Below are 22,381 nucleotides of genomic sequence, written 5' to 3' on the forward strand. Positions count from 1 at the left end.
AGCGGATAAATACCTTTACCCTCCGTGCCAACTATCAAACGCCGACCGGTCCGGATTTTTTGCCGTTCTGCACGAGAATTCGGCGGCGAAGAACGCGAAACGCCCGGCCGAAAAGATTCGGCCGGGCGTTGTCGACGAGAAATCAGACGATCACACGTCGTAGTACAGCGAGAACTCGTACGGGTGCGGACGCAGGTTCACCGGAGCGATTTCCTGCTCACGCTTGAGCGAGATCCAGGTCTCGATCAGGTCGGTCGTGAACACGCCACCCTCGGTGAGGTAGTCGTGATCGGCCTCGAGACGGTCGATGACCGCGTTCAGCGAGGTCGGTGCCTGAGGAATGTTCTTGGCTTCCTCGGGCGGCAACTCGTAGAGATCCTTGTCGACCGGTGCCATCGGCTCGATCTTGTTCTTGATTCCGTCCAGACCGGCCATCATCTGAGCGGCGAAGTTCAGGTACGGGTTACCCGAGGAGTCCGGCGCACGGAACTCGAGGCGCTTGGCCTTCGGGTTGTTGCCGGTGATCGGGATACGAACCGCGGCGGAGCGGTTGCGCTGGCTGTAGACCAAGTTGATGGGGGCTTCGTAGCCCGGCACCAGACGGTGGTACGAGTTGATCGTCGGGTTGGTGAACGCCAACAGCGACGGTGCATGGTGCAGGATGCCGCCGATGTAGTGGCGCGCGAGATCCGACAGTCCGGCGTATCCGGCCTCGTCGTGGAAGAGAGGCTTGCCGTCCTTCCACAGCGACTGGTGCACGTGCATACCCGAGCCGTTGTCGCCGAAGAGCGGCTTCGGCATGAACGTTGCCGACTTGCCGTTCTGCCATGCGGTGTTCTTGACGATGTACTTGAACAGCTGCAGGTCGTCTGCCGCACGAAGCAGCGTGTTGAACTTGTAGTTGATCTCCTGCTGGCCGCCGGTGCCCACCTCGTGGTGCGCACGCTCGAGCTCGAAGCCGGCGTTCTGCAGGTTGGTGGAGATCTGGTCGCGCAGGTCGACGTAGTGGTCGTACGGAGCGACGGGGAAGTAGCCACCCTTGAAACGCACCTTGTACCCGAGGTTCGGGCTGCCGTCGGCCTCGGTCTCGGCTCCGGTGTTCCACCAACCCGAGGACGAATCGACCTCGTAGAACGCACCGTTCGCCTGCGAATCGAAGCGCACGGAATCGAAGATGTAGAACTCTGCCTCGGCACCGAAGTACGCGGTGTCGGCGATGCCGGTGCTGGCCAGGTACTCCTCGGCCTTACGGGCAACGTTGCGCGGGTCGCGGCTGTAGGCCTCACGCGTGAACGGATCGTGAACGAAGAAGTCGATGTTCAGCGTCTTGGCATTGCGGAAGGGATCGACCTGAGCGGTGGCGTAGTCCGGAAGCAGAATCATGTCGGACTCGTGGATCGACTGGAAGCCGCGGACCGACGAACCGTCGAACGCGAGGCCGTCCTCGAGCGTGTCTGCCGTGAACGCCTTGGCGGCGATCGAGAAGTGCTGCTGTGCACCCGGCAAATCCGTGAACCGGATGTCGACGTATTCGATTCCTTCATCTGCGATGAACTTGATGACCTCTTGGGCCGTGGAAAACGCCACGCTTTTGCTCCTTTGTTGAGTCCGTCAACCTGACGGTATGGACTTGGTGTTGCCCGCCCGTCAAGCTCGTGTTTCGCCCGTGTTACGCGTCCTGGCTCACGACTGGCACGGACAACAGTACGTCCAGGTGTTTTCCCGTGTGCCCGACCGCGCCTATCCTGGAAATCATGGCACGAATGACAGGGTCCTGGTTGTCCGGACCGGCCTCCGCGAACCCACGTGAACCCCAGAACTTCCGCGGGGAGGAGTTGGGCCTACCGCAGCAGGGTGTCGGCGCGTTGGCAGGTACCGGGCGCCGGGTTCTCGCGTTGGTGCTCGATTGGACGATGGCCACCGGCGTGGCATCGCTCGTTCTCGGTGGATACACCACGAGCGGACTGATCTCGACGATCGTGCTGGCCGTGTGGTTCGGCGTCGGACTGGTGAGCGTCTCGCTGTTCTCGTTCACCCCGGGGCAATTCATCGCCGGTATCCAGGTGGCACGCATCGACGCACCCGCGCGGGTCGGCTTCGTGCGCGCGCTCGTTCGGCAGCTCATCCTGCTGTTCGTGGTGCCGGCCGTCGTCACCGACATGGACGGCCGGGGAATGCACGATCGTGCAACGGGAACAGCCCTGCTGCGAACCCGCTGAGGGTTTGCGCACCAGGGCTGTTCGAGCGGTCTTTAGTTGTCAGCGGCGCTTCATGGTCCGCTGAACGCCCTTCATCTTGGCTCCGCCGGGAATGGGTCCCTTCGGCATGGCAGGTCCACCCTTGGTGCCCAGAGCCGAGAGTCGCGACTCGATGGTGTCCATGCGCTTGCCGTCGATGTTCTTCGGCAACTTCGACAGGTACTTCTGCAGACCCGAGAGCGGAATCTGGTTCTCTTCGTTTCCGACGATGATGTCGTAGATCGGGGTGTCGCCCACCAGGCGGGCGGTTTTCTTCTTCTCCTGAGCCAACAGTGACTTCACGCGATGCGGTGCACCCTCGGCAACGAGAATGACACCGGGCTTGCCGATGACACGATGCACGGCGTCGAGGTGGGTGGTTCCGGCGATCGCATTGGTCACCCGCCACGACCCCTGCAGGTTGTCCAGCGCCCATGCAGCCGCGCCTGCCTGCCCGTCTGCCTTCTTGTACACCGACTTCTGCACACGGCGACCGAAGATGATGAACGCAACCAGGACGCCCAGGAGCAGTCCGATGGGGAGCAGGAACCACTGGAAACCGAAGGCCAGGCCGATGAGGAACCCGAGGAGTCCGAGCCCGACCACCGACCCGATCATCAGCGGAAGGAGTGCCTTGTCGTCCTTGCGCTGCATCTGAAACGCCTGCCAGAGCTGCTTGCGCCGTTCCCTCGATGCCTGCTTGCGCGCCGCTTTCGCAGCCGCCTTTGCTTCCTTGCTGGGCTTTGCTGCTTTGCCAGCCTTACTGCCGTTCGCCATACCTCACAGGATACGTGCTGTGCCGACGCTCACGTGCACCGCGCCGGGTTGGCAGAAAGGATCAGCGAGCCGCCAGACGCGCCATCAGCGAACTGGCCTCCTGAGAGGCTTCGCCACCGTCGGTCAGGTGACTCATGCTCTCGGGAAGTTCACGGCCGTGATGAGCCATGGCCTGCGCGTAGAGGCGTCCGGCGCGGTAGGAGGAGCGGACCAAGGGCCCGGCCAGCACACCCGCGAAACCGATTTCGGTTGCGTAATCGGAGTGCTCGACGAACTCCTCCGGCTTGACCCAACGCTCGACCGGATGGTGGCGCGGCGACGGGCGCAGGTACTGGGTGATGGTCAGGATGTCGCAACCGGCCTCGTGCAGGTCGCGAATGGCTTCCTGCACCTCTTCGGGCGTCTCACCCATGCCGAGGATCAGGTTGGACTTGGTGACAAGACCATCGTCGCGGGCCGCGGTGATGACGTCCATCGACCGCTGGTATCGGAACGCGGGACGGATGCGCTTGAAGATGCGCGGCACCGTCTCGACGTTGTGGGCCAGCACCTCGGGACGTGACGAGAACACCTCGGCCAACTGATCGGGCTTGGCGTTGAAATCCGGGATCAGAAGTTCGACGCCGGTGTTCGGATTGAGCTTCTTGATGTATCGAACCGTTTCGGCGTACAGCCACGCGCCGCCGTCCTCGAGATCGTCCCGAGCCACGCCGGTGATCGTGGAGTAGCGCAGACCCATGGCCTGCACGCTCTCGGCGACCCGGCGGGGCTCGTCACGATCGAGATCCTCCGGCTTGCCGGTGTCGATCTGACAGAAATCGCACCGGCGGGTGCATTGCTCACCGCCGATGAGGAAGGTCGCTTCGCGATCCTCCCAGCACTCGTAGATATTGGGGCAGCCGGCTTCCTCGCACACCGTGTGCAGACCTTCACGCTTCACAAGACCTTTGAGCTCGGTGTACTCCGGGCCCATCTTGGCTTTGGTCTTGATCCAGTTGGGTTTGCGTTCGATGGGGGTCTCCGCGTTTCGGATCTCGAGGCGGAGCAGCTTGCGTCCTTCTGGGGCCACAGTCACAGAAACGATGCTACGCGCCGAAGCGAACCGTGGTGAACTGCGGGTTGACAGACGCGCCGTTCGGCGACGGATGCTCGATCTCGTGATCCTGTACGGACAACGATCCGTCCAGCGCAGCAAGAACGGCCTCGGTGACCGCAGCGATGACCTCGCCTGTGCCGACCTCTCGGCCGAGTTCCAGCGACAGCGACGTCACACCGGCATCGGCGATGCCACACGGCACGATCGCGTCGAAACCGGTCATGGCCGCGTTGCAGTTCAGTGAGAAGCCGTGCAGGGTGACCCCGCGTTGCACGCGGACCCCGATCGCAGCGATCTTGCGTTCGGGCAGCCACGTTCCGTCGCGGGTCTCGGCGGCGAGCCATACCCCGGATCTACCGTCCACGCGTCCGCAGGAAATACCGTAGGCAGACACCACGGAGATCAGCGCCTCTTCGATGCGACGTACGTATCTGACGACGTCGATGGGCTGCGCCAATTTGACGATGGGATAGCCCACCAATTGACCGGGGCCGTGCCAGGTGATCTTGCCGCCACGGTCCACCTCGACGACGGGCGTACCGTCTCGCGGCATGTCCTCCTCGGACGTGCGTCGACCCGCGGTGTAGACCGACGGATGTTCGAGCAGCAACAGGGTGTCGGACCCGATGTCGTCCGCCCGGGCACCGGCCAGTTCGCGCTGCAGTGCCCAGGCCTCGGTGTACTCGACGGTGCCCAACTCGCGCACCACGACCGGCTCGGTGCTCGCGCGCGCCGATACCGGAACCTGGACCGTGGGAGAGTTCGCGTCACTCATGAATCGAAACGGTACGCCGAGTCACTTACCGACAGCTACCCGCAGTGCCTCCCCGATCGTGTTGTGCTCGAAGGCGTACCCGGCGTCCTCCAGTGCCTTCGGGATCGCCCTCGGCCCGGTCAGGATCGCCTCCTCGGCGAACTCTCCGATCACGGCCTTCAACGCGAAGCCGGGCACAACCCATGGGGCCGGTCGATGTACCGCTCGCGACATCGCACTGTTGAACTGGGCGTTGGTCACCGGAGTGGGGCCGACCATGTTGACCGGCCCCCGGAGTGCGTCGTTCTCGATGCCGTGCACGATGGCCCCGATCTCGTCCTCCAACGAAATCCACGGGAAATACTGACGGCCGCTGCCCAACCGCCCGCCGAGGGCGAACAGGTACAGCGGTCGAAGCTTGCCCAGCATGCCGCCGCGCTGCGACAGCACCACACCGCTGCGCAGAAGGATGGTTCGGACACCGGCCTCCGACGCCTTCGACGTTGCGTTCTCCCAGTCGCGACAGACCTCGGCCAGAAATCCCTCACCGACCGGTGCGCTCTCGTCGACCACCCGGTCGCCGGTGTCGCCGTAGAAGTTGACGCCGCTGGCATTGATCAAGGTGGGGACCCCGGCGTCGGCCGCTGCCGCAGCGAGTACCTCGGTCGGGGCGATGCGACTGTCTCGTACCAACTGCTTGTATGCACCGGACCATCTCTTGTCGCCGATACCGACGCCGCAGAGGTTGACGATGGCGTCGGCACCGTCGAGCGTGGCCGCGTCGATGCTCCCGCGCGACGGATCCCACTGGGACTCGTCCGGTCCGGCAGGCGTGCGTCGAACGAGCCGGGTGACGTCGTGGCTACGACCCCGCAGTGCTGCGACGAGAGCGGTGCCGATCAATCCTGATGAACCTGCAATGACTACGCGCATGTGAACGAAAGCCTCCTTGACGCAAACGGGGCATCATTCGCGAACGAATGATGCCCCGGATGCACGGTTCGTGCCCCTCTTTTCGAGACTCCGATGCGAATGTTTCGCGCTCTCACCAGAATACGTGAGCGGCGCGATTCGCCGGTTGCCTACAGGCCGAGATCGGCCTCGAACGACGCAACTTCGAGACGCTGCTTGATCGTCGTGAGGAAGCGACCCGCATCGGCCCCGTCCACCAGACGGTGGTCGTAGGTCAGCGGCAGGTAGCACATCGAGCGAACACCGATCGACTCGTTGCCCGAGTCGTCCTTGACGACGACCGGACGCTTGACGATCGCTCCGGTGCCCAGCATGGCCGCCTGTGGCGGAACCAGGATCGGGGTGTCGAACAACGCGCCCTGGCTGCCGATGTTGGTGATGGTGAACGTTCCGCCGGACAGCTCGTCGGGCTTGAGTCCACCCGAGCGTGCACGAGTGGCGATGTCGTTGATCGCCCGAGCCAGTCCGGCGAGCGACAGGTCGCCCGCATTGTGGATGACGGGGGAGAGCAGACCCTGCTCGGTGTCCACGGCGATACCGAGGTGGACGTCGGCGTGGTAGGTGATCTCCTTGGCGTCCTCGTTGATGCTCGCGTTGACGTTGGGGTGCGCCTTGAGAGCCTCGACGACGGCCTTGGCGAAGAACGGCAGGTACGTCAGGTTGACGCCCTCGTTCTCGGCGAACTTCGCCTTCGCCTTGGTACGCAGACCGGCGATCTTCGTCACGTCGACCTCGAAGGTCTGCGTCAGCTGTGCGGAAGTCTGCAGGGACTCACGCGTCTTCTTCGCGGTGATCTGACGAATCCGGTTGATCTTCTGCGTGGTTCCGCGAAGATGCGCGAGCTCGGGGCGAACACCAGCGGTCGCCGGGGCAGCGGGCTTCGATTCGGCGGCGGGCGCAGCAGCGGCGGCCGGAGCGGCCGGAGCCTTCTTGGCCTCGGCTGCGGCGAGCACGTCCTGCTTGCGGATGCGGCCACCGACACCGGTGCCCTTCACGGTCGACAGATCGACGTCGTTGTCCGACGCCAGCTTGCGCACCAGGGGAGTGACGTACGGGCTGGAGTCACCCGACGGTGCCGACTCCTTGGCGGGAGCAGCCTTGGGCGCTTCCTGCTTGGGCTCAGGCTTCGGCTCGGCCTTCGGGGCTTCCTGCTTGGGAGCCTCCTTCTTCGGCTCTTCCTTCTTCGGCTCCTCGGCCTTCGGGGCCTCGGGCTCCGGGGTGGCCTCGGGCTCGGGGGCCTTCTCGGCGGGCGATCCCGAACCGATGACGGCGAGCTGGCCACCGACGGCGACCGTGTCGTCTTCCTCTGCGGAGATCTCGAGCAGAGTTCCGGCGACCGGAGACGGGATCTCGGTGTCGACCTTGTCGGTGGAGACCTCGAGCAGCGGCTCGTCGACAGCAACCTCGTCACCGACGGCCTTGAGCCATCGAGTCACGGTGCCTTCGGTGACGGACTCGCCCAGCTCGGGCATCGTGACCGGCGTGCCGGATCCGGACGAGTCGGACGATGCACTCGCTGCGGGTGCCTCCTCCTCGGCCTGCGGCTCGGGTTCGGCAGCGGGAGTGGGCTCCTCGGCAGCTTCCTCGGGCGCAGATTCCTCGGCGGGCGCGGAGTCCTCGGCCGGTGCGTCGGACGAGGGGGCCTCGCCTGCGTCACCGATCTGGGCGAGCTCGCCACCGATCTCGACGGTGTCGTCTTCCTGAGCGACGATCTTGGTCAGAACACCGGCTGCAGGCGACGGGATCTCGGTATCGACCTTGTCCGTGGAGACTTCGAGCAATGGCTCGTCGACTTCGACGGTGTCGCCTTCTTGTTTGAGCCACCTCGTGACAGTTCCCTCGGTGACGCTCTCACCAAGAGCTGGCATCTGGACGGAGAAGGCCATGTCTGTTGACTCCTCGACAGTTGTGTGCGGGTGATGTAGTTCGACGACTCGTGGTCGCAGACCATTGTGCTGGCGGAACAGGGTTCATGGACGAGAGTTGCGTGATTCGGTTCGACGGGGGCACCGGTGCACACGGCACCGATCGAGCGTGCTCGGCTCGACACAGCGCCCACGTAGACACTCCCTCTCGGCAATTCACTTACTCACTTCACGAGCCTTGGTTCACTATCAAGAGAGCTGAACCCTCTAATGTCATCCTTCCATTGTTATCGCCTCGCCGTTCCCCTAGGGCGTGCAACACGCCTGGCAAACTGGCGGGTAACAAAATTCCGGTACCAGAACCGGTGACCCATCGGCCGTACGAAAAGGATGTTCTCGTGGGATTGTTCGATCGACTCAAGCGAAGCGGTGGGGGCGCGAAACGGGCTCCGGAAGGGTCGGTTGCCCAGTACCTGGCCGATTGGACCGACGCGCGAATCGGTGTCGAGGCCTACGTCGAGCCGAAGACGACCGTGACCCCGCTGACCGTCGTACTGGTCGCGAACGACGGCGAATGGACCCGTCGGCCGCTCGATGAAAAATATGTACGAAAGATCGGATCCGACCTGAAGATCCCGGTGTACGACGTGCGCAAGACCGGCTACCCCCAGCGCATGCGCGATCACGACGCCCGCCAGAAGGTCATCAGGAAGCGCGAACAGCAGCAACGCGATCTCTGACCTGGCCCGTGCGTGCGGACGCCGAATCCGCACGCACGGACTCTCGTGATCAGCCGTTCTCGACGATGTCCTCCAGGACCGCGAACATCGTCCGTACGGGAACGCCGGTGCCGCCCTTGCCGGTGTACCCGAAGGGGCCACCGGTGTTGTACGCCGGGCCCGCGACGTCGATGTGAGCCCATTCGACGCCGTCGGCGACGAATTCTTTCAAGAACAGAGCGGCAGCGAGCATTCCACCGGCCCGGCCGTTGGTGACGTTCGCCAGATCGGCCACCTTGGAGTCGAGTTCGCGTCGAATCTCCTTCGGCAACGGCATCGCCCATGCGTTTTCGCCGATGGCTTGGGAGATCTCCGCGACGCGGTCGCGGAAGTCCTCGGTGCCCATGACTCCCGGCGTTCGATTGCCGAGCGCGACCACCTGAGCTCCGGTCAGTGTCGCGGTGTCGATGAGGTAATCCGGATCGTCCTCGCAGGCTCGCACGATCGCGTCGGCGAGTATCAGGCGGCCTTCGGCGTCGGTGTTGATGACCTCGACGGTGATGCCGCCGTACTGGGTCAGTACATCGCCCGGACGCTGCGCAGTGCCCGACGGCATGTTCTCGGCCATCGGCACCGTCGCGATGACGTCCAGTGGCAGATCGACCTTCGCGGCCAGGATCACCGTCGCGATGACCGCAGCGGCACCGCCCATGTCCGAGGTCATGTTCTCCATGCCCGCAGCGGGTTTGATGGAGATGCCGCCGGTGTCGAACGTGATTCCCTTGCCCACCAGGGCGACCTTCTTCGCGCCCCGCTTCCCACCCGAGTGCGTCAGGCGAACCAGCCGCGGCAGGCGCGAAGAACCCTTGCCGACGCCGTGAATGCCGCCGTAGCCGTCCTTCTCCAGTGCCTTGTCGTCCATGATCTCGACCTTCAGGCCCGCTGCCGTGCCGAGGGCCTTGGCCTGTGCGGCGAACTCCTCGGGGTAGAGGTGGCTCGGCGGGGTGTTGACGAAATCGCGTGCTACGGCGACGGATTCGGCGATGGCGAGCGATCGTGCCAGCTCGTTCTTGGCGTCCTTGGAGCGGGTGTCGGGAACGAGCAACTCGACGCGCGCGAGTGGGAGCGCGTCGGACTTCGGTGCCGAGAGTGCCGATTTGAACTCGGTGAACTGATATGCGCCGAGAAAGAACCCTTCTGCGGCGGCACCGAGATCGAGCGCCGACAACGTGGTCGCCGCAGTGTCGACCCCCTTGAGCGAGCGTGCCGCGGTACCGGCCGACTGCCGAATCCGCTCGCTGTCGATGTCGGCGGCGCTGCCGAGGCCGACCGCCAGCACGCTGTCCACCGACAGGCCGGACGGTGCCGGAATGCGCACCAGCTCGTCGGCCTTTCCGGTGGCACCGACGGATTCGAAGGCGTCGAGTAGCGCAGCGGCGACGGCGTCGTCGGAAATGTCGTCGGTGATGGCGAGTTCGAGGCCGTCGTCACTGGTGCTCAGCGCGACTACGAGAACATCGACTTTCTTGCCGAGCTTGCCCGCGAGGACCAGGTCGGGTCCGAGAGTGCGGGAAGGCGTCGAGGGTGAAGGCACGTGGCTGCTCCTGTAGGGGTTGACGTGTACGTACCTCGATCCTAGTGACGACGCGTCGAGGGACGCAGTCGGTCTGCCGGGCCCGCTACGGCCGCGATGTGAGCTAGCGTGACCGCCATGACCGACACCGAGCTGATCGAGGGACCACTTCACGCCGTGCATACCGAATTGGGCGCGACATTCGCACCTTTCGGCGGCTGGACGATGCCGGTGTCGTACGCCGGAGTCGTCGTCGAGCACACGGCGGTGCGAGAAGCCGTCGGCCTGTTCGATGTGGGGCATCTCGGCAAGGCGTCGGTGACCGGACCCGGAGCCGCCGCGTTCGTGAACTCCGTGCTCACCAACGATCTGAACCGAATCGAACCGGGCAAGGCGCAGTACACGTTGTGCTGCACCGAATCCGGCGGTGTCGTCGACGACCTGATCGCGTACTACGTCTCGGACGAGAACGTCTTTCTGGTGCCGAACGCAGCCAACACTGCGGCCGTCGTCGCGGCGATGGCCGAGCAGGCACCCGAAGGCGTGTCGGTGGTGAACCAGCACCGAGACTTCGGAGTGCTGGCCGTGCAGGGACCGAAATCGAGCGAGGTCCTGCAGGAGCTGGGCCTGCCGACCGACATGGACTACATGGCGTTCGAGGACGCCACCTGGAATTCGGTGGCGGTGCGGGTCTGCCGGACCGGATACACCGGCGAACACGGCTACGAGCTCGTTCCCCCCGCCGGAGATGTGGAACCTCTCTTTCGGGCACTCGTTGCTGCAGTGCGATCGCGCGGAGGGCAGGTGTGCGGGCTCGGCGCACGCGATACGTTGCGCACCGAGATGGGGTACCCGCTGCACGGACACGAACTGGCACTGGACATCTCGCCGCTCGAGGCGCGCTGCGGCTGGGCGATCGGGTGGAAGAAGGATGCGTTCTGGGGCAAGGAAGCACTGTCCGCCGAGAAAGCGAGCGGGCCGGCGCGCGTACTGCGCGGACTGAAGGCCCTCGACCGCGGTGTTCTACGCCCCGGTCTCACCGTGCGTGCGTCGGGGCAGGACATCGGGACGACGACCTCCGGAACGTTCTCGCCGTCGCTGAAGGTCGGAATCGCCCTCGCCCTGCTCGACGCGCAAGCCGCTCCGGAGGTGGGCACGGAGGTCGAGGTCGACGTTCGTGGGCGAGCGTTGCGCTGCGAAGTGGTCGCGCCGCCGTTCGTCGCAGCGAAGACCAGGTGACCGCGCGAGAGCGCAGCGACCTTGACGATAGTATCTCCGGCATGACAGGTGTTTCCGAGTTCGCGTACGTGCAGCATCCTTCTCCCGCCACTCCGGTGGAGCGCGACGCGGTGCTCGCTGCACCCGGTTTCGGAAAGCACTTCACCGACCACATGGTGTACATCGACTACACCCGTGACGGCGGATGGCACGATGCGACGATCGCGCCCTACGGACCGATCGAGCTCGACCCGGCCGCGATGGTGCTGCACTACGGCCAGGCCATCTTCGAGGGACTCAAGATCTACCGTCAGCCGAACGGCGACCTCTCGACCTTCCGGGTGCACTCCAACGCCGAGCGCTTCCGCTCGTCCGCCCGTCGCCTGGCGATGCCGGAGTTGCCGGACGAGCTGTTCATCGGATCGATCGAGAAGCTTCTCGAATTCGACCACGAGTGGGTCCCCGCAGCAGGCGGCGAAGACGCGCTGTACGTCCGGCCGTACATGTTCTCCACCGAGGCCGGGCTGGGCGTGCGCCCCGCCGACTCGTACCGCTACATGTTGATCGCCTCGCCCGCGGGCGCGTACTTCCCTCGAGGCGTCAAGCCGGTGAGCGTCTGGCTGTCCACCGAATACGTCCGGGCGGCGCCGGGCGGGACCGGTGCGGCGAAATTCGCCGGCAACTACGCCGCATCGCTTCTGGCGCAAGCACAGGCCAGCGACGAGGGATGCGATCAGGTGGTCTGGCTCGACGCCACCGAGCGCCGCTACGTCGAGGAAATGGGCGGTATGAACCTGTTCTTCGTCTTCGGCTCGGGCTCCGATGCACGCCTGGTGACCCCGTCGCTGTCCGGATCGCTTCTGCCCGGCATCACCCGCGACTCGCTGCTGGCCCTGGCGACCGACGCAGGCATCCCCGTCGAAGAGCGGCGGATCTCCACCGAGGAGTGGCGCAAGGGTGCCGACTCCGGCGAGATCACCGAGGTGTTCGCCTGCGGCACAGCAGCCGTCATCACACCGGTGGGCAGCGTCAAGTCCACCGAGGGCACGTTCGAGATCGCAGGCGGTGAGCCTGGCGAGATCACTCTCGCACTACGTGACACGCTCACCGGCATTCAGCGCGGAACGTTCGCCGATACTCACGGCTGGATGACGACGCTCCGCTAGCTCCCCAGGAGCAGGCCGACCGCGGCCAGTGCGGTGGTGGTCTCGATTCCGGCTCCGAGCACGTCGCCGGAGAGCCCGCCGAAGCGTCGGACGCAGTGACGAGTGAGAATCACCGTGACGGCGAGTGCGGCGATCACCACCAGCGCTCCCTGCCACGGTCGGTCGGCCAAAATGTACGTGAACATGGCCGTTGCCACGCCTGTCCACAACGCCACGACCGCGGTCGACTGAGTGCCTGCCACCAGCGCGCCGAAGCCGCTCGGTGCCGCCGCGTCGATCCCTCGGCGGCACGCGACCACTGCCGACACCCGTGCGATCACCGACACGCACACGATGGCCCACCACATGTGCAACTGCGCGAGCTGGCCCAGGCTTGCGGCCTGTATCCCCAACACCAGAACGAGTGCTGCCACACCGAACGGGCCTGCACTGCCGGATTTCATGACTTCTCGCGCGCGCTCGGGAGGCCCGTAGCAGCCGAGTCCGTCTGCGGTGTCGGCCAAGCCGTCGAGATGCATACCCCGGGTGAGCAGTGCCGAGGCACCGACGGCGATCAGTCCGCCGAGCAGCGGCGACAGCCCGGCCGCGATCGACACCCACAGCAGCGCGGCGGAGATGCCACCGAGGGCGAGGCCGACGAGCGGAGCGAAAGCGATCGCGTGGCCCGCGGAGTGCCTGTCGACGTCCTCGGGGCCGCGCACGGGCAACACCGTCAGCCAGGAGAACGCGAGCGACACTCCACCGACGCGCCTGCTCACGGTCAGCGATTTTCGATACTGCTGTGGCCTTCGCTGTCGCCGGTGCTGACCCCGGCGTCGGCGAAAGTCGCCATCGAATTCAGGGTGCCGACACCCGCACGAACCAGAGACAACGCCGCCAGCGCACCCGAGCCCTCGCCGAGACGCATCTCGAGCTCCACGAGCGGTTCGAGACGCAAGTGGCGCAACGCAAGTGAATGGGCAGGCTCGGCCGAACGATGCCCGGCCACCCACCAGTTGCGCGCTCCGGCCGCTGCATCCTCGGCCACCAGAGCGGCCGCGGTCACCACGAGGCCGTCCAGAATCACCGGGGTTCGCCGGTGTGCGGCCTGGGCGAGAAACCCGGCGAGAGCCGCGATGTCGGCACCGCCCGCGACCCGGAGCAGGTCGGTGGGGTTCTTCGCGACCGGACGAGCCCTACGCATCGCATCCCGGACCGCCGCGGTCTTCCTGATCCACCCCGCATCGTCGATTCCCGTGCCGCGGCCGACAGCGGCAACCGGTTCGGTATCGGTCAGGGTGGCGATCAATACCGTTGCAGGAGTGGTGTTTCCGATGCCCATGTCGCCTGCGATGAGAAGATCCGCGCCGGCGTCGACTTCCTCGTCGGCGATGGCGGCTCCGGCAGCGACGGCGGCCCGAACCTCGTCCTCGGTCAGTGCGTCCTCGCGGTCGATGGATCCGCTGGACCGTCGAATCTTGAACGCGGACACGGAAGAATCGGTATCGGCGTCGACTGCGATGTCGACGACCCGAACCGCCGCACCGGCGATATCGGCGAGCACGTTGACCGCGGCACCGCCAGCGCGGATGTTCTCGACCATCTGGGCCGTGACCTCGGGAGGGTAGGCGGAGACCCCGTGCGCAGCGACGCCGTGATCGCCGGCGAAGACGACGACACGCACTCGTTCGAGAGACCGCGGCGGGCAGGCGTCCTGGCAGGCCGCGATCCACTCACCGAGCGTCTCGAGGCGACCGAGGCTGCCGGCGGGCTTGGTCAATTCCCGTTGCCGGTCCGCCGCAGCCGATCTGGCCGAGTCCGACGGGGCCGTCACCGGACGAAACGGCGTCGCCGAATCCTCTTCCGAAAGAATTGTCACACTGTGCCTTTCGCGGTTGTGAAGTCCGCCGGAGGTTCCTTGAGGGTCAGCGCGAGTCCCGCAACGACCAGCAGAACCCTGTCACACACTGTCGCGAGCCGAGAATTGAGCAAGCCCAGCTCGTCTCGGAAGAGGCGACCGGAACGGGATTCGGGCACCACGGACAGGCCGACCTCGGGGCTGACGAGCACGAGAGGCGACGCGCATCGCGCGACTGCCCCGACCAGGTCGTCGACAGCCGGTGCGACGGTGCCGCGGGGGAGCTCCCAGGCCTGCGCGTCGTCGAGCATTCCCGTCAGCCACGTTCCGAGGTCGTCGACGACGGTGGTGCCGTCCCACGGCTGCGCGATGACACCGGCCAGTGACGTGACGGTTTCGACGGTGGACCAGTGATTGGGCCTCGACGCGCGATGACGGTCGATACGGCGCTGCCAGTCCTCGTCGGTGGCGTCCCGCCTACCGGTGGCGAGGTAGCGAACCGGCTCGAGAACGGCAAGCGATTCGGCGTGCCCGGACTTGCCGGATCTGGCCCCACCGAGCACGAGAGTTCGAGTCGGTACGCCCACCGACGTCAGACGGCCTCGCCGGCGCTGACTCGCGGCTTGGGGGCGCGCATCTTGCGGATCTGGGACGCGCGTACGAATGCGTACCACCCGATCTTGAAACCACCGTCGGTGGTCTCGGGGAACCGCACCCGGATCTTGTTGTTGATCATCTTGCCGAGGTAGATGCCCTCACCGACCATGAAGAGCATCATCACGAACATGCCGAGGGTGACGTACTGCTGCACCTGAGGCTGCAGGAACAACGCGAAGATCAAGATCAACGCGAGCGGCATGAACAGTCCGACGAGGTTGCGCCGCGCGTCGACGATGTCTCGCACGTATGCGCGGACCGGACCCTTGTCGCGGGGGAGCAGGTACTTGTCGTCGCCCGCGAGCATGCGTGCGCGACGCTCGGCTGCGGCGGCGCGTCGCTCGTTGGAGGCGGCCTTGCGGTCTTCCTTGCTGCCCTTGTTCGCCTTGCGGCGCTCGCGTGCCTCTTTGCTCGTCAGCGGAGCAGGAGCAACCGGTCCACGACGCCGCGCCTCGGCGTCACGACGCTTGGGGGTCGGTCGGCCCTTACCGAGAGACACCGAAGAGGTCGCGTCGCTCCCGGCCGTCGTCGACTCGGATTCGTTCGAGTCGTTTCCGTCCGAATTGTCAGAGTTTCCACGGCGTAGCAGCTTCACGCACTCAGAGTATGGGATGGCTCGTCGGATTCGAACACCGGCCAGGTCAGCGACGAAACAGCGGATGCCGTTCCGTCGCTGCAGCCCTAGACTTCCGACGATGCGAGTGATGATTGCGCCGGATTCGTTCGGAGACACCCTGACTGCCGCGGCCGCGGCCGACGCCATCGCCAGGGGATGGGCGTCGGTTCGGGAGACCGACGAGCTCGAACTCGCCCCTCAATCCGACGGTGGCCCCGGCTTCGTCGAAGTACTGGCTTCGCGCATCGGCACCGTGCAGTTCGCGGATGTGGACGGGCCGCTCGGCAACCCGGTCCGAGCCGAATGGCTGCTCGACGGCACGGCGGCATACATCGAATCGGCTCAGGCCTGCGGACTGCATCTGCTCGACGGGCCGCCCACCCCACTGTCCGCATCAAAGGCGAGCAGCTACGGCGTCGGCCAGTTGCTCGGCGCGGCACTGGACAGCGGAGCCGAAACGATATTCGTCGGACTCGGCGGAAGTAGCTGCAGCGACGGTGGCCGCGCGATGATTCGTGCGCTGGGCGGACTCGGATCGGCAGTCGCCCGGTTGTCCGACATCGACCTCGTCGCCGCGTCGGACGTGGAGAATCCGCTGCTGGGCGACGCCGGTGCAGCCCGAGTCTTCGGTCCACAGAAGGGTGCCGACGCAGAGACCGTTGCTCGGCTCGAGGAGCTGAACGCCGACTGGGCGGCGGTCCTGTCCGCCGCGGGTTACGACGTGGCGGACCGGCCGGGTGCCGGGGCCGCCGGTGGTCTCGGGGCGGCGTTGTTCGCACTGGGCGGCAGGCAGCAGCCCGGGGCGGCTGTCGTGGCCGAGCGGACCGGCCAGCAAGAACTGTTGGACTCCGTCGACCTGGTGCTCACCGGTGAGGGCAAATTCGACTCGCAATCGCTGCGGGGCAAGCTGGTGACGAGAATGGCTGCCGCGGGCGGCGCGACCGGTATCGACACGATCGTGCTCGCGGGACAGGTCACATTGTCCGAGGACGAACTGGAATCGGCGGGTATCTCCGCTGCGCACTCGATCAGTGAGTTCGCAGGATCGGTGGAGCTGGCGATGTCCGACGCGGCGAACCAGCTCGAACAGCTGGCCGCGCGCGTAGCGGCCGACGTGGACGACCCTGCCGTACAACCGAGGCGGCGAGCGTGAGGAATAGAGCCACCGGGAGTACGGTTGAGTAGTTCACGGGTTTGTACGACTGATAGGGAGAGCCCATGACCGTCTCGAACGAGGCCACAACGACCGAAACCACAGCGCACAAGGTCACCATGACGGAGACCGCGTCGACCAAGGCCAAGGCGTTGCTGGACCAAGAAGGCCGCGACGACCTCGCGCTGCGCATCGCGGTGCAGCCAGGTGGTTGCGCAGGACTGCGCTACCAGCTCTTCTTCGACGACCGAAGCCTCGACGGCGACCTCGCGGTCGACTTCAACGGCGTCACGCTCGCAGTGGACCGGATGAGCGCCCCGTACGTGGAGGGTGCATCCATCGACTTCGTGGACACGATCGAGAAGCAGGGCTTCACGATCGACAACCCGAACGCCACGGGATCGTGCGCGTGCGGCGACTCGTTCAACTGAGCTGACTCGTACTCGACTGTGACCGGTACACGCGTGCGTGTATCGGTCACAGTCGTGTCTGCCCAGCAGCTCTCCAGCACTCAAGAACCGAAAGGCCCTCCTTCGTGACTCTCGCGGTATCCGGCTCGATAGCGACCGACCATCTGATGCGATTCTCCGGACGGTTCGCCGAGCAGATAGTCGCCGACCAGCTCTCGAACATCTCGCTGAGCTTCCTGGTCGACGATCTGGTGATTCGCAAGGGAGGCGTCGGCGGAAACATCGCGTACGCACTCGGAGTTCTCGGCGGTGCGCCTCTTCTCGTCGGGGCCGTGGGACCGGACTTCGCCGAATACCGGACCTGGCTCGAGGAGCACGGCGTCGACTGCAGTGGTGTGAGCGTGTCCGCTACCGCGCACACCGCCCGCTTCGTCTGCACCACGGACGAGGACATGGCGCAGATCGCGTCCTTCTACCCCGGAGCGATGAGCGAGGCCCGTGATATTTCCATCGAGACGCTCGCGGCGCAGCACGAGATGGACCTGGTTCTGATCGGCGCGAACGACCCCGACGCCATGACAGCGCATACGGCCCAGTGCCGCGCTGCGGGTATCCCGTTCGCGGCCGACCCGTCGCAGCAGCTCGCCCGGCTCGACGCAGCGCAGGCGACCGACTTGATCGACGGTGCCGCGTACCTGTTCACCAACGAGTACGAATGGGCACTGCTGAAGCAGAAGACCGGCATGTCCGACGCGGACATCGCTGCGAAGGTGGAGCTACGTGTCACCACCCTGGGTAAGCGCGGCGTCGACATCGTGGCCAAGGGCGGCGAACACACCCACATCGGCGTCGTGCCCGAGACGAGCAAGGTCGACCCGACCGGCGTCGGCGATGGCTTCCGGGCAGGTTTTCTCACGGCACACATGGCCGGAGCCAGTATCGAACGCGCAGCGCAACTCGGTTCGCTCGTGGCCGTGCTGGTGCTGGAGACCACCGGCACTCAGGAGTGGGAGCTCAATCGCGACGACGCGATCAAACGTCTGACCGCGGCGTACGGTGCCGACGCGGGCGAGGAGATCGGGGCATTGCTCCCCGTCTGATGCCGATCTCGCCGCCCCGAGCCATCGGGGCGGCGAGGTGACCTCGATCAGATGTTGACCGGGTACTCCGGTTCGGCGATCTGCGGCACGATGCGTTTCTCCACGAAGATTCCGTGCCACACCATGAAGATCAGCAGGGTCCACAGTCGACGGCTGTGATCGGACCGGCCGGCGCGGTGGTCGTCGAGCATTGCGACGACGGCTGCCTTGTTCAGCAGGTGATCGGTCTGCGAATCGGCGATCTGCTGGTGCGCCCAGTCGAAGAGTTCCGTGCCGCGGAGCCAATGGCGCAGTGGCACCGGGAATCCCAGCTTGGCGCGGTGCAGGACATGACCGGGAACGATGCCCTCCAGCGCCTGACGCAGAGCGTACTTGGTGGTGCTCTTGGTGATCTTCTGCTCGAGTGGGAGCTTCTCGGCAACCTTGTAGACCTCGGAGTCCAGGAACGGGACTCGCAACTCGAGTGAGTTCGCCATGGTGATCTTGTCGGCCTTGACCAGAATGTCGCCACGCAACCAGGTGAACAGATCCAGATGCTGCATGCGAGCCACCGGATCCCATCCCTGCGACTGCGCGTAGATCGGGGCGGTGACGTCCTGATGGGTCCATTCGGACCGGAACTCGCGCAACACCGAGCGCAACTGCGCGTCGTTGAAACTGCGAGCGTTGCCGTAGTACCGCTCTTCGAGGGTCATCGATCCGCGGTTGAGCAGGCTCTTGCCGCGCGTGCCCTCGGGGATTCGCTCGCTCAACGAGCCGGCCGCTCGTCGAAGGAAGGCGGGCAGCGACTCGAACGGCTTCAACGACAGCGGTTCGCGGTAGATGGTGTATCCGCCGAACAATTCGTCCGCACCTTCACCGGACAGCACGACCTTCACGTGCTTGCGTGCTTCCTTGGCGACGAAGTATAGCGGCACCAAGGCGGGGTCGGCCACAGGATCGTCCAGATACCAGACGATCTCGGGAATGGATGCCGCAAATTCTTCGGGCCCCACGACCTTCACGATGTGCTTCGCTCCGATGGCGGCCGCGGACTCCGCCGCCACGTCGACCTCGGAGTAGCCCTCGCGCTCGAATCCGGTGGTGAACGTGATCAGGTCGGGATTGTGGCGAATCGCCAGAGCTGCGATGGCCGTCGAATCGATGCCGCCGGAGAGGAACGAGCCGACGGTGACGTCGGCGCGCATGTGTTTGGCCACCGAATCTTCGAGTGCCTCGGCGATTTCCTGGTACCGCGCCTTCTCGGTGCCCGGCGCGAACGGCTGCACCGGGAACTTCGGTGTGAAGTAGCGGGTGATCTTCGGCGTCGTACCGGGGGACAGGGTGGCGTAGCAACCGGACTCGAGCCGCCGAACGCCTGCGTGCAGGGTCTCGGGCTCGGGGACGTACTGCAGAACGGTGTAGTGCTCGATGGCGCGCGGGTCGAGATCGGTGTCGACACCGAGCAACTCCATCAGCTCGAGCACGCTCTTCTTCTCACTACCGAATGCGGTGCCACCCGGACCGGTGGCCAGGAACAGCGGCTTGATGCCGAAGGGATCGCGAGCGACGAACATCTCACGGGTCTCGGTGTCCCAGACGGCGAATGCGAACATGCCCCGAAGCCGCTCCACAGCGGCAGCACCCCAGTAGTGAAACGCTGCGACGATGGACTCGCTGTCACCCTCGGTGCTGAACTCGGCACCGTGCTCGCGTGCCAGTTCTGCGCGCAGTTCCAGATAGTTGTAGATCTCGCCGTTGAAGACGAGCGCGTACCGGTTCGGCGACTCCGGCGGACCCCAACGCATCGGCTGATGCGAGTGTTCGATGTCGATGAAGGACAACCGATTGAAGCCGTAGACGACGTCGTCGTCGTGCCAGGTGCCACCGGGCTCGTCCGGGCCGCGGTGTCGCATGCAATGGGTCGCCGAAGCGACGAGTTCGACTCCGGCGGCGGTCGTTCCGTGAGACGTGAGTACTCCGAGCAGTCCACACACGGCGTCTGCTACCTCTTCTCGCAGTTGGGGACAGTGCAGGGGTCCTGGTCTCCGCGAGCGTCGTCAGCGGGACTGTAGATCAGGATCCGAGTATGCCGCAGACACGCTCGGACGTAGGTAACGACCCAAGGGTGGTTCTCCTCCGGCTTTGGTCTACGCTGCGTAGTACTCGGGCATCTCCATGTGGAAGCCCTTATTCTTCAGTGGTGGGCAATCAGGAAGGCGTGAACGTGGCGCAGAGTCGGATCCTTCGGCGAGCGGGGCTGACAGCATTTCTCGGTGTAGCCGCGTTGATGCTGTCGGGCTGTTCCATCAGCAGCGACAACGTACTCAATTTCGGTTTCGCCTCGGGCGTCACCCCTCAGGGGCGACGCATCGGCGATCTGTGGACGTGGTCGGTCATTGCAGCCCTGGTCATGGGCATCATCGTGTGGGTTCTCATCTTCTGGGTGGTGCTGTTCCACCGTAAGAAGAAGAGCTCACCGGAGTTCCCTCGCCAGACGGCGTACAACGTTCCGCTCGAGCTCTTCTACACGGCGGTTCCGTTCGTGATCATCGCGGTGCTGTTCTACTTCACGGTCGTGGTGCAGAACTACGTCGACGAGAAGCAGGCAGATCCCGATGTCCAGGTGGATGTCACGGCGTACCAGTGGAACTGGAAGTTCGGATACCGGACCATCGACCTCAAGGACGGTGCCGCCAAGTACGAGGGCACCGACGAGGAAGAGCAGGCTGCGGCCGAGGCCGCGGCAACCCCGGGCGAAGGTGCCGAGGGCAGCGAGGACGGCGAATTCGTTCCGGGACCGATCAACGGAGCTTCCACGCAGGATCTGTCGTACCTGCACTACAACAAGATCGAAACGGTCGGATCCAGCGACGAGATCCCGGTTCTGGTTCTGCCTACCGGCAAGCGCATCGAGTTCGTGCTCGCGTCCTCGGACGTCATCCACGGATTCTGGGTTCCGGAATTCCTGTTCAAGCGCGACGTCCTCCCGAACCCCGAGGAGAACCACTCCGACAACGTCTTCCAGATCAGCGAGATCGAACGCGAAGGCTCCTTCGTCGGACGGTGCACCGAGATGTGCGGCACCTTCCACTCGATGATGAACTTCGAGGTTCGTGCAGTGTCTCCGGAGCGCTTCGAGCAGTACATCGAGCTGCGCAAGCCCCTGTCCGAGGGCGGAGATGCGCTGACCAATGCGCAGGCACTCGAAGCCATCGGCGAAAGCCCCCTCGCAACGAGCACCTCGCCGTTCTCTACCGACCGCACCCTCCGAACAGCCGCTGTCGCTGAAGGCAACTGACCAAGGAAGCATGCTGATATGAAAATCGAAGCCAAGATCTTCGAAATCCTCACTGTCTTCTTCCTCCTGGTCGGCATCGTGTACACGTTGTTCACGGGCCTGAGCCGCACAGGAGTGGAGTGGGCCGGAGTCACCGCGATCTTCCTGTCGGTGGGTCTGACCCTGATCATCGGTACCTACTTCAGGTTCGTCGCCCGACGCCTCGATACGCGCCCGGAAGACTTCGACGACGCCGAGGTGAGCGACGGTGCAGGCGACCTGGGCTTCTTCAGCCCCGGCAGCTTCTGGCCGATCGTGCTGGCAGCCTTTGCAGCCGTCACTGCCATCGGCTTCGCCTTCTTCCAGCCGTGGCTCATCGCTCTGGGCGTCTTCTGTGTCATCGCCGCGGCCGCAGGTTTGGTCTTCGAGTACCACGTAGGTGCCGAGCGCCACTGACTCCACCAGCTCCACCCGACAAGGGCCCTGGTCGTTCTCACGAACGATCAGGGCCCTTTTCTGTTGTACACGCACAGGCCGGTCCGGATGCTCGGCTCACGGCGGCTGTGACGTCGACGGAGCTATGAACTCGGGAGGTGTAAGCGGGAGGTGCACCACAGGCGACAGTCAGGAGACGTCGGCCTCCGAGTGGGTCCGACCGGAACAGGACGTCGAATCGGCAAGCGAGTCGAGGGAGATGTCCAGCGCACCGCACAATGCGGCGACGGTGAAGAACGCCGGCGTCGGAATTCGGCCGGTCTCGATCTTCCTCAGAGTTTCGACCGAGATGCCGGCCTTGTCGGCAACCTCGGTCATGGTTCGGCCACCACGGGCAAGACGGAGCGCAGAGCCGAGCCTGGCACCACGGGCGAGTTCGCCGGGGGTGAGGGGAATGCGGACCATGAGACCGATAGTAATACCGGTTCGTCGAGAACCCGCGAGCCGAGATCGGCCGATACAGCGAGTGGGTCGTCC

At 65.0% G+C, this 22,381-nt stretch carries 22 protein-coding genes; 9 read left to right on the top strand and 13 right to left on the bottom strand.

Annotated elements, in window-relative coordinates:
• Positions 1 to 150: 150 nt before the first annotated feature.
• Positions 151 to 1,587, bottom strand: a complete 1,437-nt coding sequence (gene glnA, locus CH273_RS26265; RefSeq protein ID WP_032368128.1) for a type I glutamate--ammonia ligase — start codon at positions 1,585 to 1,587, stop codon at positions 151 to 153.
• 167 nt (positions 1,588 to 1,754) lie between these two features.
• Between glnA and CH273_RS26270 the strand changes: the two genes are divergently transcribed.
• Positions 1,755 to 2,219 carry an RDD family protein gene (locus CH273_RS26270; protein WP_032394429.1) on the top strand — a complete coding sequence of 155 codons (465 nt, stop codon included), beginning with the start codon at positions 1,755 to 1,757 and terminating at the stop codon, positions 2,217 to 2,219.
• Between the two features lie 39 nt (positions 2,220 to 2,258).
• Here the strand turns inward: CH273_RS26270 and CH273_RS26275 are convergent, their stop codons facing one another.
• The 5 genes from CH273_RS26275 to sucB all read right to left on the bottom strand — a co-directional run bounded on the left by CH273_RS26275 (position 2,259) and on the right by sucB (position 7,722).
• Positions 2,259 to 3,014, bottom strand: coding sequence for a DUF4191 domain-containing protein (locus CH273_RS26275; RefSeq protein ID WP_032394428.1), 756 nt, complete (start codon positions 3,012 to 3,014; stop codon positions 2,259 to 2,261).
• Between the two features lie 61 nt (positions 3,015 to 3,075).
• On the bottom strand, positions 3,076 to 4,089 hold the full coding sequence (lipA, locus tag CH273_RS26280; protein ID WP_176459221.1) for a lipoyl synthase: 1,014 nt from the start codon (positions 4,087 to 4,089) through the stop codon (positions 3,076 to 3,078).
• Positions 4,090 to 4,099: 10 nt separating this feature from the next.
• Positions 4,100 to 4,885: a lipoyl(octanoyl) transferase LipB gene (lipB, locus tag CH273_RS26285; protein WP_032394426.1), complete on the bottom strand. Its 786-nt coding sequence runs from the start codon at positions 4,883 to 4,885 to the stop codon at positions 4,100 to 4,102.
• A gap of 21 nt (positions 4,886 to 4,906) precedes the next feature.
• Positions 4,907 to 5,797, bottom strand: a complete 891-nt coding sequence (locus tag CH273_RS26290; protein ID WP_032394425.1) for a TIGR01777 family oxidoreductase — start codon at positions 5,795 to 5,797, stop codon at positions 4,907 to 4,909.
• Positions 5,798 to 5,946: 149 nt separating this feature from the next.
• A complete protein-coding gene (gene sucB, locus CH273_RS26295; protein ID WP_032394424.1) occupies positions 5,947 to 7,722 on the bottom strand; it encodes a 2-oxoglutarate dehydrogenase, E2 component, dihydrolipoamide succinyltransferase in 1,776 nt (591 codons plus the stop codon).
• A gap of 377 nt (positions 7,723 to 8,099) precedes the next feature.
• Between sucB and CH273_RS26300 the strand changes: the two genes are divergently transcribed.
• Positions 8,100 to 8,441: a hypothetical protein gene (locus tag CH273_RS26300; RefSeq protein WP_032394423.1), complete on the top strand. Its 342-nt coding sequence runs from the start codon at positions 8,100 to 8,102 to the stop codon at positions 8,439 to 8,441.
• A 49-nt stretch (positions 8,442 to 8,490) separates the two neighbouring features.
• Here the strand turns inward: CH273_RS26300 and CH273_RS26305 are convergent, their stop codons facing one another.
• Positions 8,491 to 10,014: a leucyl aminopeptidase gene (locus CH273_RS26305; protein WP_032394422.1), complete on the bottom strand. Its 1,524-nt coding sequence runs from the start codon at positions 10,012 to 10,014 to the stop codon at positions 8,491 to 8,493.
• A 117-nt stretch (positions 10,015 to 10,131) separates the two neighbouring features.
• Between CH273_RS26305 and gcvT the strand changes: the two genes are divergently transcribed.
• Both gcvT and CH273_RS26315 read left to right on the top strand, forming a co-directional pair.
• Complete coding sequence (gene gcvT / locus CH273_RS26310; protein ID WP_032394715.1) at positions 10,132 to 11,232, top strand: glycine cleavage system aminomethyltransferase GcvT; 1,101 nt, start codon at positions 10,132 to 10,134, stop codon at positions 11,230 to 11,232.
• 41 nt (positions 11,233 to 11,273) lie between these two features.
• The gene (locus CH273_RS26315; protein WP_032394421.1) at positions 11,274 to 12,377 is read left to right on the top strand and encodes a branched-chain amino acid aminotransferase; all 1,104 of its coding nucleotides are present in this window, start codon (positions 11,274 to 11,276) and stop codon (positions 12,375 to 12,377) included.
• Here the strand turns inward: CH273_RS26315 and CH273_RS26320 are convergent.
• The 4 genes from CH273_RS26320 to CH273_RS26335 are packed head-to-tail and all read right to left on the bottom strand — an operon-like array spanning position 12,374 to position 15,466.
• Entirely contained in the window at positions 12,374 to 13,135 is a 762-nt protein-coding gene (locus tag CH273_RS26320; RefSeq protein WP_032394420.1) for an adenosylcobinamide-GDP ribazoletransferase, read from the bottom strand. The genes CH273_RS26315 and CH273_RS26320 overlap by 4 nt on opposite strands.
• A 2-nt stretch (positions 13,136 to 13,137) precedes the next feature.
• Positions 13,138 to 14,229, bottom strand: a complete 1,092-nt coding sequence (cobT, locus tag CH273_RS26325; RefSeq protein WP_032394714.1) for a nicotinate-nucleotide--dimethylbenzimidazole phosphoribosyltransferase — start codon at positions 14,227 to 14,229, stop codon at positions 13,138 to 13,140.
• Between the two features lie 2 nt (positions 14,230 to 14,231).
• Positions 14,232 to 14,801, bottom strand: coding sequence for a bifunctional adenosylcobinamide kinase/adenosylcobinamide-phosphate guanylyltransferase (gene cobU, locus CH273_RS26330; protein WP_045194867.1), 570 nt, complete (start codon positions 14,799 to 14,801; stop codon positions 14,232 to 14,234).
• A gap of 5 nt (positions 14,802 to 14,806) precedes the next feature.
• Entirely contained in the window at positions 14,807 to 15,466 is a 660-nt protein-coding gene (locus CH273_RS26335) for a DUF3043 domain-containing protein (RefSeq protein ID WP_032394419.1), read from the bottom strand.
• A gap of 100 nt (positions 15,467 to 15,566) precedes the next feature.
• On the opposite strand from CH273_RS26335, the gene CH273_RS26340 reads away from it, so the two are divergent.
• From CH273_RS26340 to CH273_RS26350, 3 genes are all read left to right on the top strand, one after another.
• On the top strand, positions 15,567 to 16,640 hold the full coding sequence (locus tag CH273_RS26340) for a glycerate kinase family protein (RefSeq protein ID WP_032394418.1): 1,074 nt from the start codon (positions 15,567 to 15,569) through the stop codon (positions 16,638 to 16,640).
• A gap of 65 nt (positions 16,641 to 16,705) precedes the next feature.
• Entirely contained in the window at positions 16,706 to 17,071 is a 366-nt protein-coding gene (locus tag CH273_RS26345; protein ID WP_032394417.1) for a HesB/IscA family protein, read from the top strand.
• Between the two features lie 104 nt (positions 17,072 to 17,175).
• Complete coding sequence (locus tag CH273_RS26350; RefSeq protein WP_032394416.1) at positions 17,176 to 18,150, top strand: carbohydrate kinase family protein; 975 nt, start codon at positions 17,176 to 17,178, stop codon at positions 18,148 to 18,150.
• Between the two features lie 47 nt (positions 18,151 to 18,197).
• Here the strand turns inward: CH273_RS26350 and asnB are convergent, their stop codons facing one another.
• Positions 18,198 to 20,126, bottom strand: coding sequence for an asparagine synthase (glutamine-hydrolyzing) (gene asnB, locus CH273_RS26355; RefSeq protein WP_032394415.1), 1,929 nt, complete (start codon positions 20,124 to 20,126; stop codon positions 18,198 to 18,200).
• A 224-nt stretch (positions 20,127 to 20,350) separates the two neighbouring features.
• Between asnB and ctaC the strand changes: the two genes are divergently transcribed.
• On the top strand, positions 20,351 to 21,430 hold the full coding sequence (gene ctaC, locus CH273_RS26360) for an aa3-type cytochrome oxidase subunit II (RefSeq protein WP_032394712.1): 1,080 nt from the start codon (positions 20,351 to 20,353) through the stop codon (positions 21,428 to 21,430).
• An 18-nt stretch (positions 21,431 to 21,448) separates the two neighbouring features.
• Positions 21,449 to 21,865, top strand: coding sequence for a cytochrome c oxidase subunit 4 (locus CH273_RS26365; RefSeq protein ID WP_032394414.1), 417 nt, complete (start codon positions 21,449 to 21,451; stop codon positions 21,863 to 21,865).
• Between the two features lie 168 nt (positions 21,866 to 22,033).
• Here the strand turns inward: CH273_RS26365 and CH273_RS26370 are convergent, their stop codons facing one another.
• The gene (locus CH273_RS26370) at positions 22,034 to 22,309 is read right to left on the bottom strand and encodes a helix-turn-helix domain-containing protein (protein ID WP_032394413.1); all 276 of its coding nucleotides are present in this window, start codon (positions 22,307 to 22,309) and stop codon (positions 22,034 to 22,036) included.
• Between the last annotated feature and the right edge of the window lie 72 nt (positions 22,310 to 22,381).

Origin of the sequence: Rhodococcus sp. 05-339-2, assembly GCF_002258965.1 — a bacterium.
GTDB lineage: Bacteria > Actinomycetota > Actinomycetes > Mycobacteriales > Mycobacteriaceae > Rhodococcoides.

Excerpts from the sequence above, each read along its gene's own strand:
- CH273_RS26270 (WP_032394429.1), top strand. The coding sequence starts at position 1,755 with ATGGCACGAATGACAGGGTCCTGGTTGTCCGGACCGGCCTCCGCGAAC.
- CH273_RS26275 (WP_032394428.1), bottom strand. The coding sequence starts at position 3,014 with ATGGCGAACGGCAGTAAGGCTGGCAAAGCAGCAAAGCCCAGCAAGGAA.
- lipB (WP_032394426.1), bottom strand. The coding sequence starts at position 4,885 with ATGAGTGACGCGAACTCTCCCACGGTCCAGGTTCCGGTATCGGCGCGC.
- CH273_RS26290 (WP_032394425.1), bottom strand. The coding sequence starts at position 5,797 with ATGCGCGTAGTCATTGCAGGTTCATCAGGATTGATCGGCACCGCTCTC.
- sucB (WP_032394424.1), bottom strand. The coding sequence starts at position 7,722 with ATGGCCTTCTCCGTCCAGATGCCAGCTCTTGGTGAGAGCGTCACCGAG.
- gcvT (WP_032394715.1), top strand. The coding sequence starts at position 10,132 with ATGACCGACACCGAGCTGATCGAGGGACCACTTCACGCCGTGCATACC.
- CH273_RS26315 (WP_032394421.1), top strand. The coding sequence starts at position 11,274 with ATGACAGGTGTTTCCGAGTTCGCGTACGTGCAGCATCCTTCTCCCGCC.
- CH273_RS26340 (WP_032394418.1), top strand. The coding sequence starts at position 15,567 with ATGCGAGTGATGATTGCGCCGGATTCGTTCGGAGACACCCTGACTGCC.
- CH273_RS26345 (WP_032394417.1), top strand. The coding sequence starts at position 16,706 with ATGACCGTCTCGAACGAGGCCACAACGACCGAAACCACAGCGCACAAG.
- CH273_RS26365 (WP_032394414.1), top strand. The coding sequence starts at position 21,449 with ATGAAAATCGAAGCCAAGATCTTCGAAATCCTCACTGTCTTCTTCCTC.
- CH273_RS26370 (WP_032394413.1), bottom strand. The coding sequence starts at position 22,309 with ATGGTCCGCATTCCCCTCACCCCCGGCGAACTCGCCCGTGGTGCCAGG.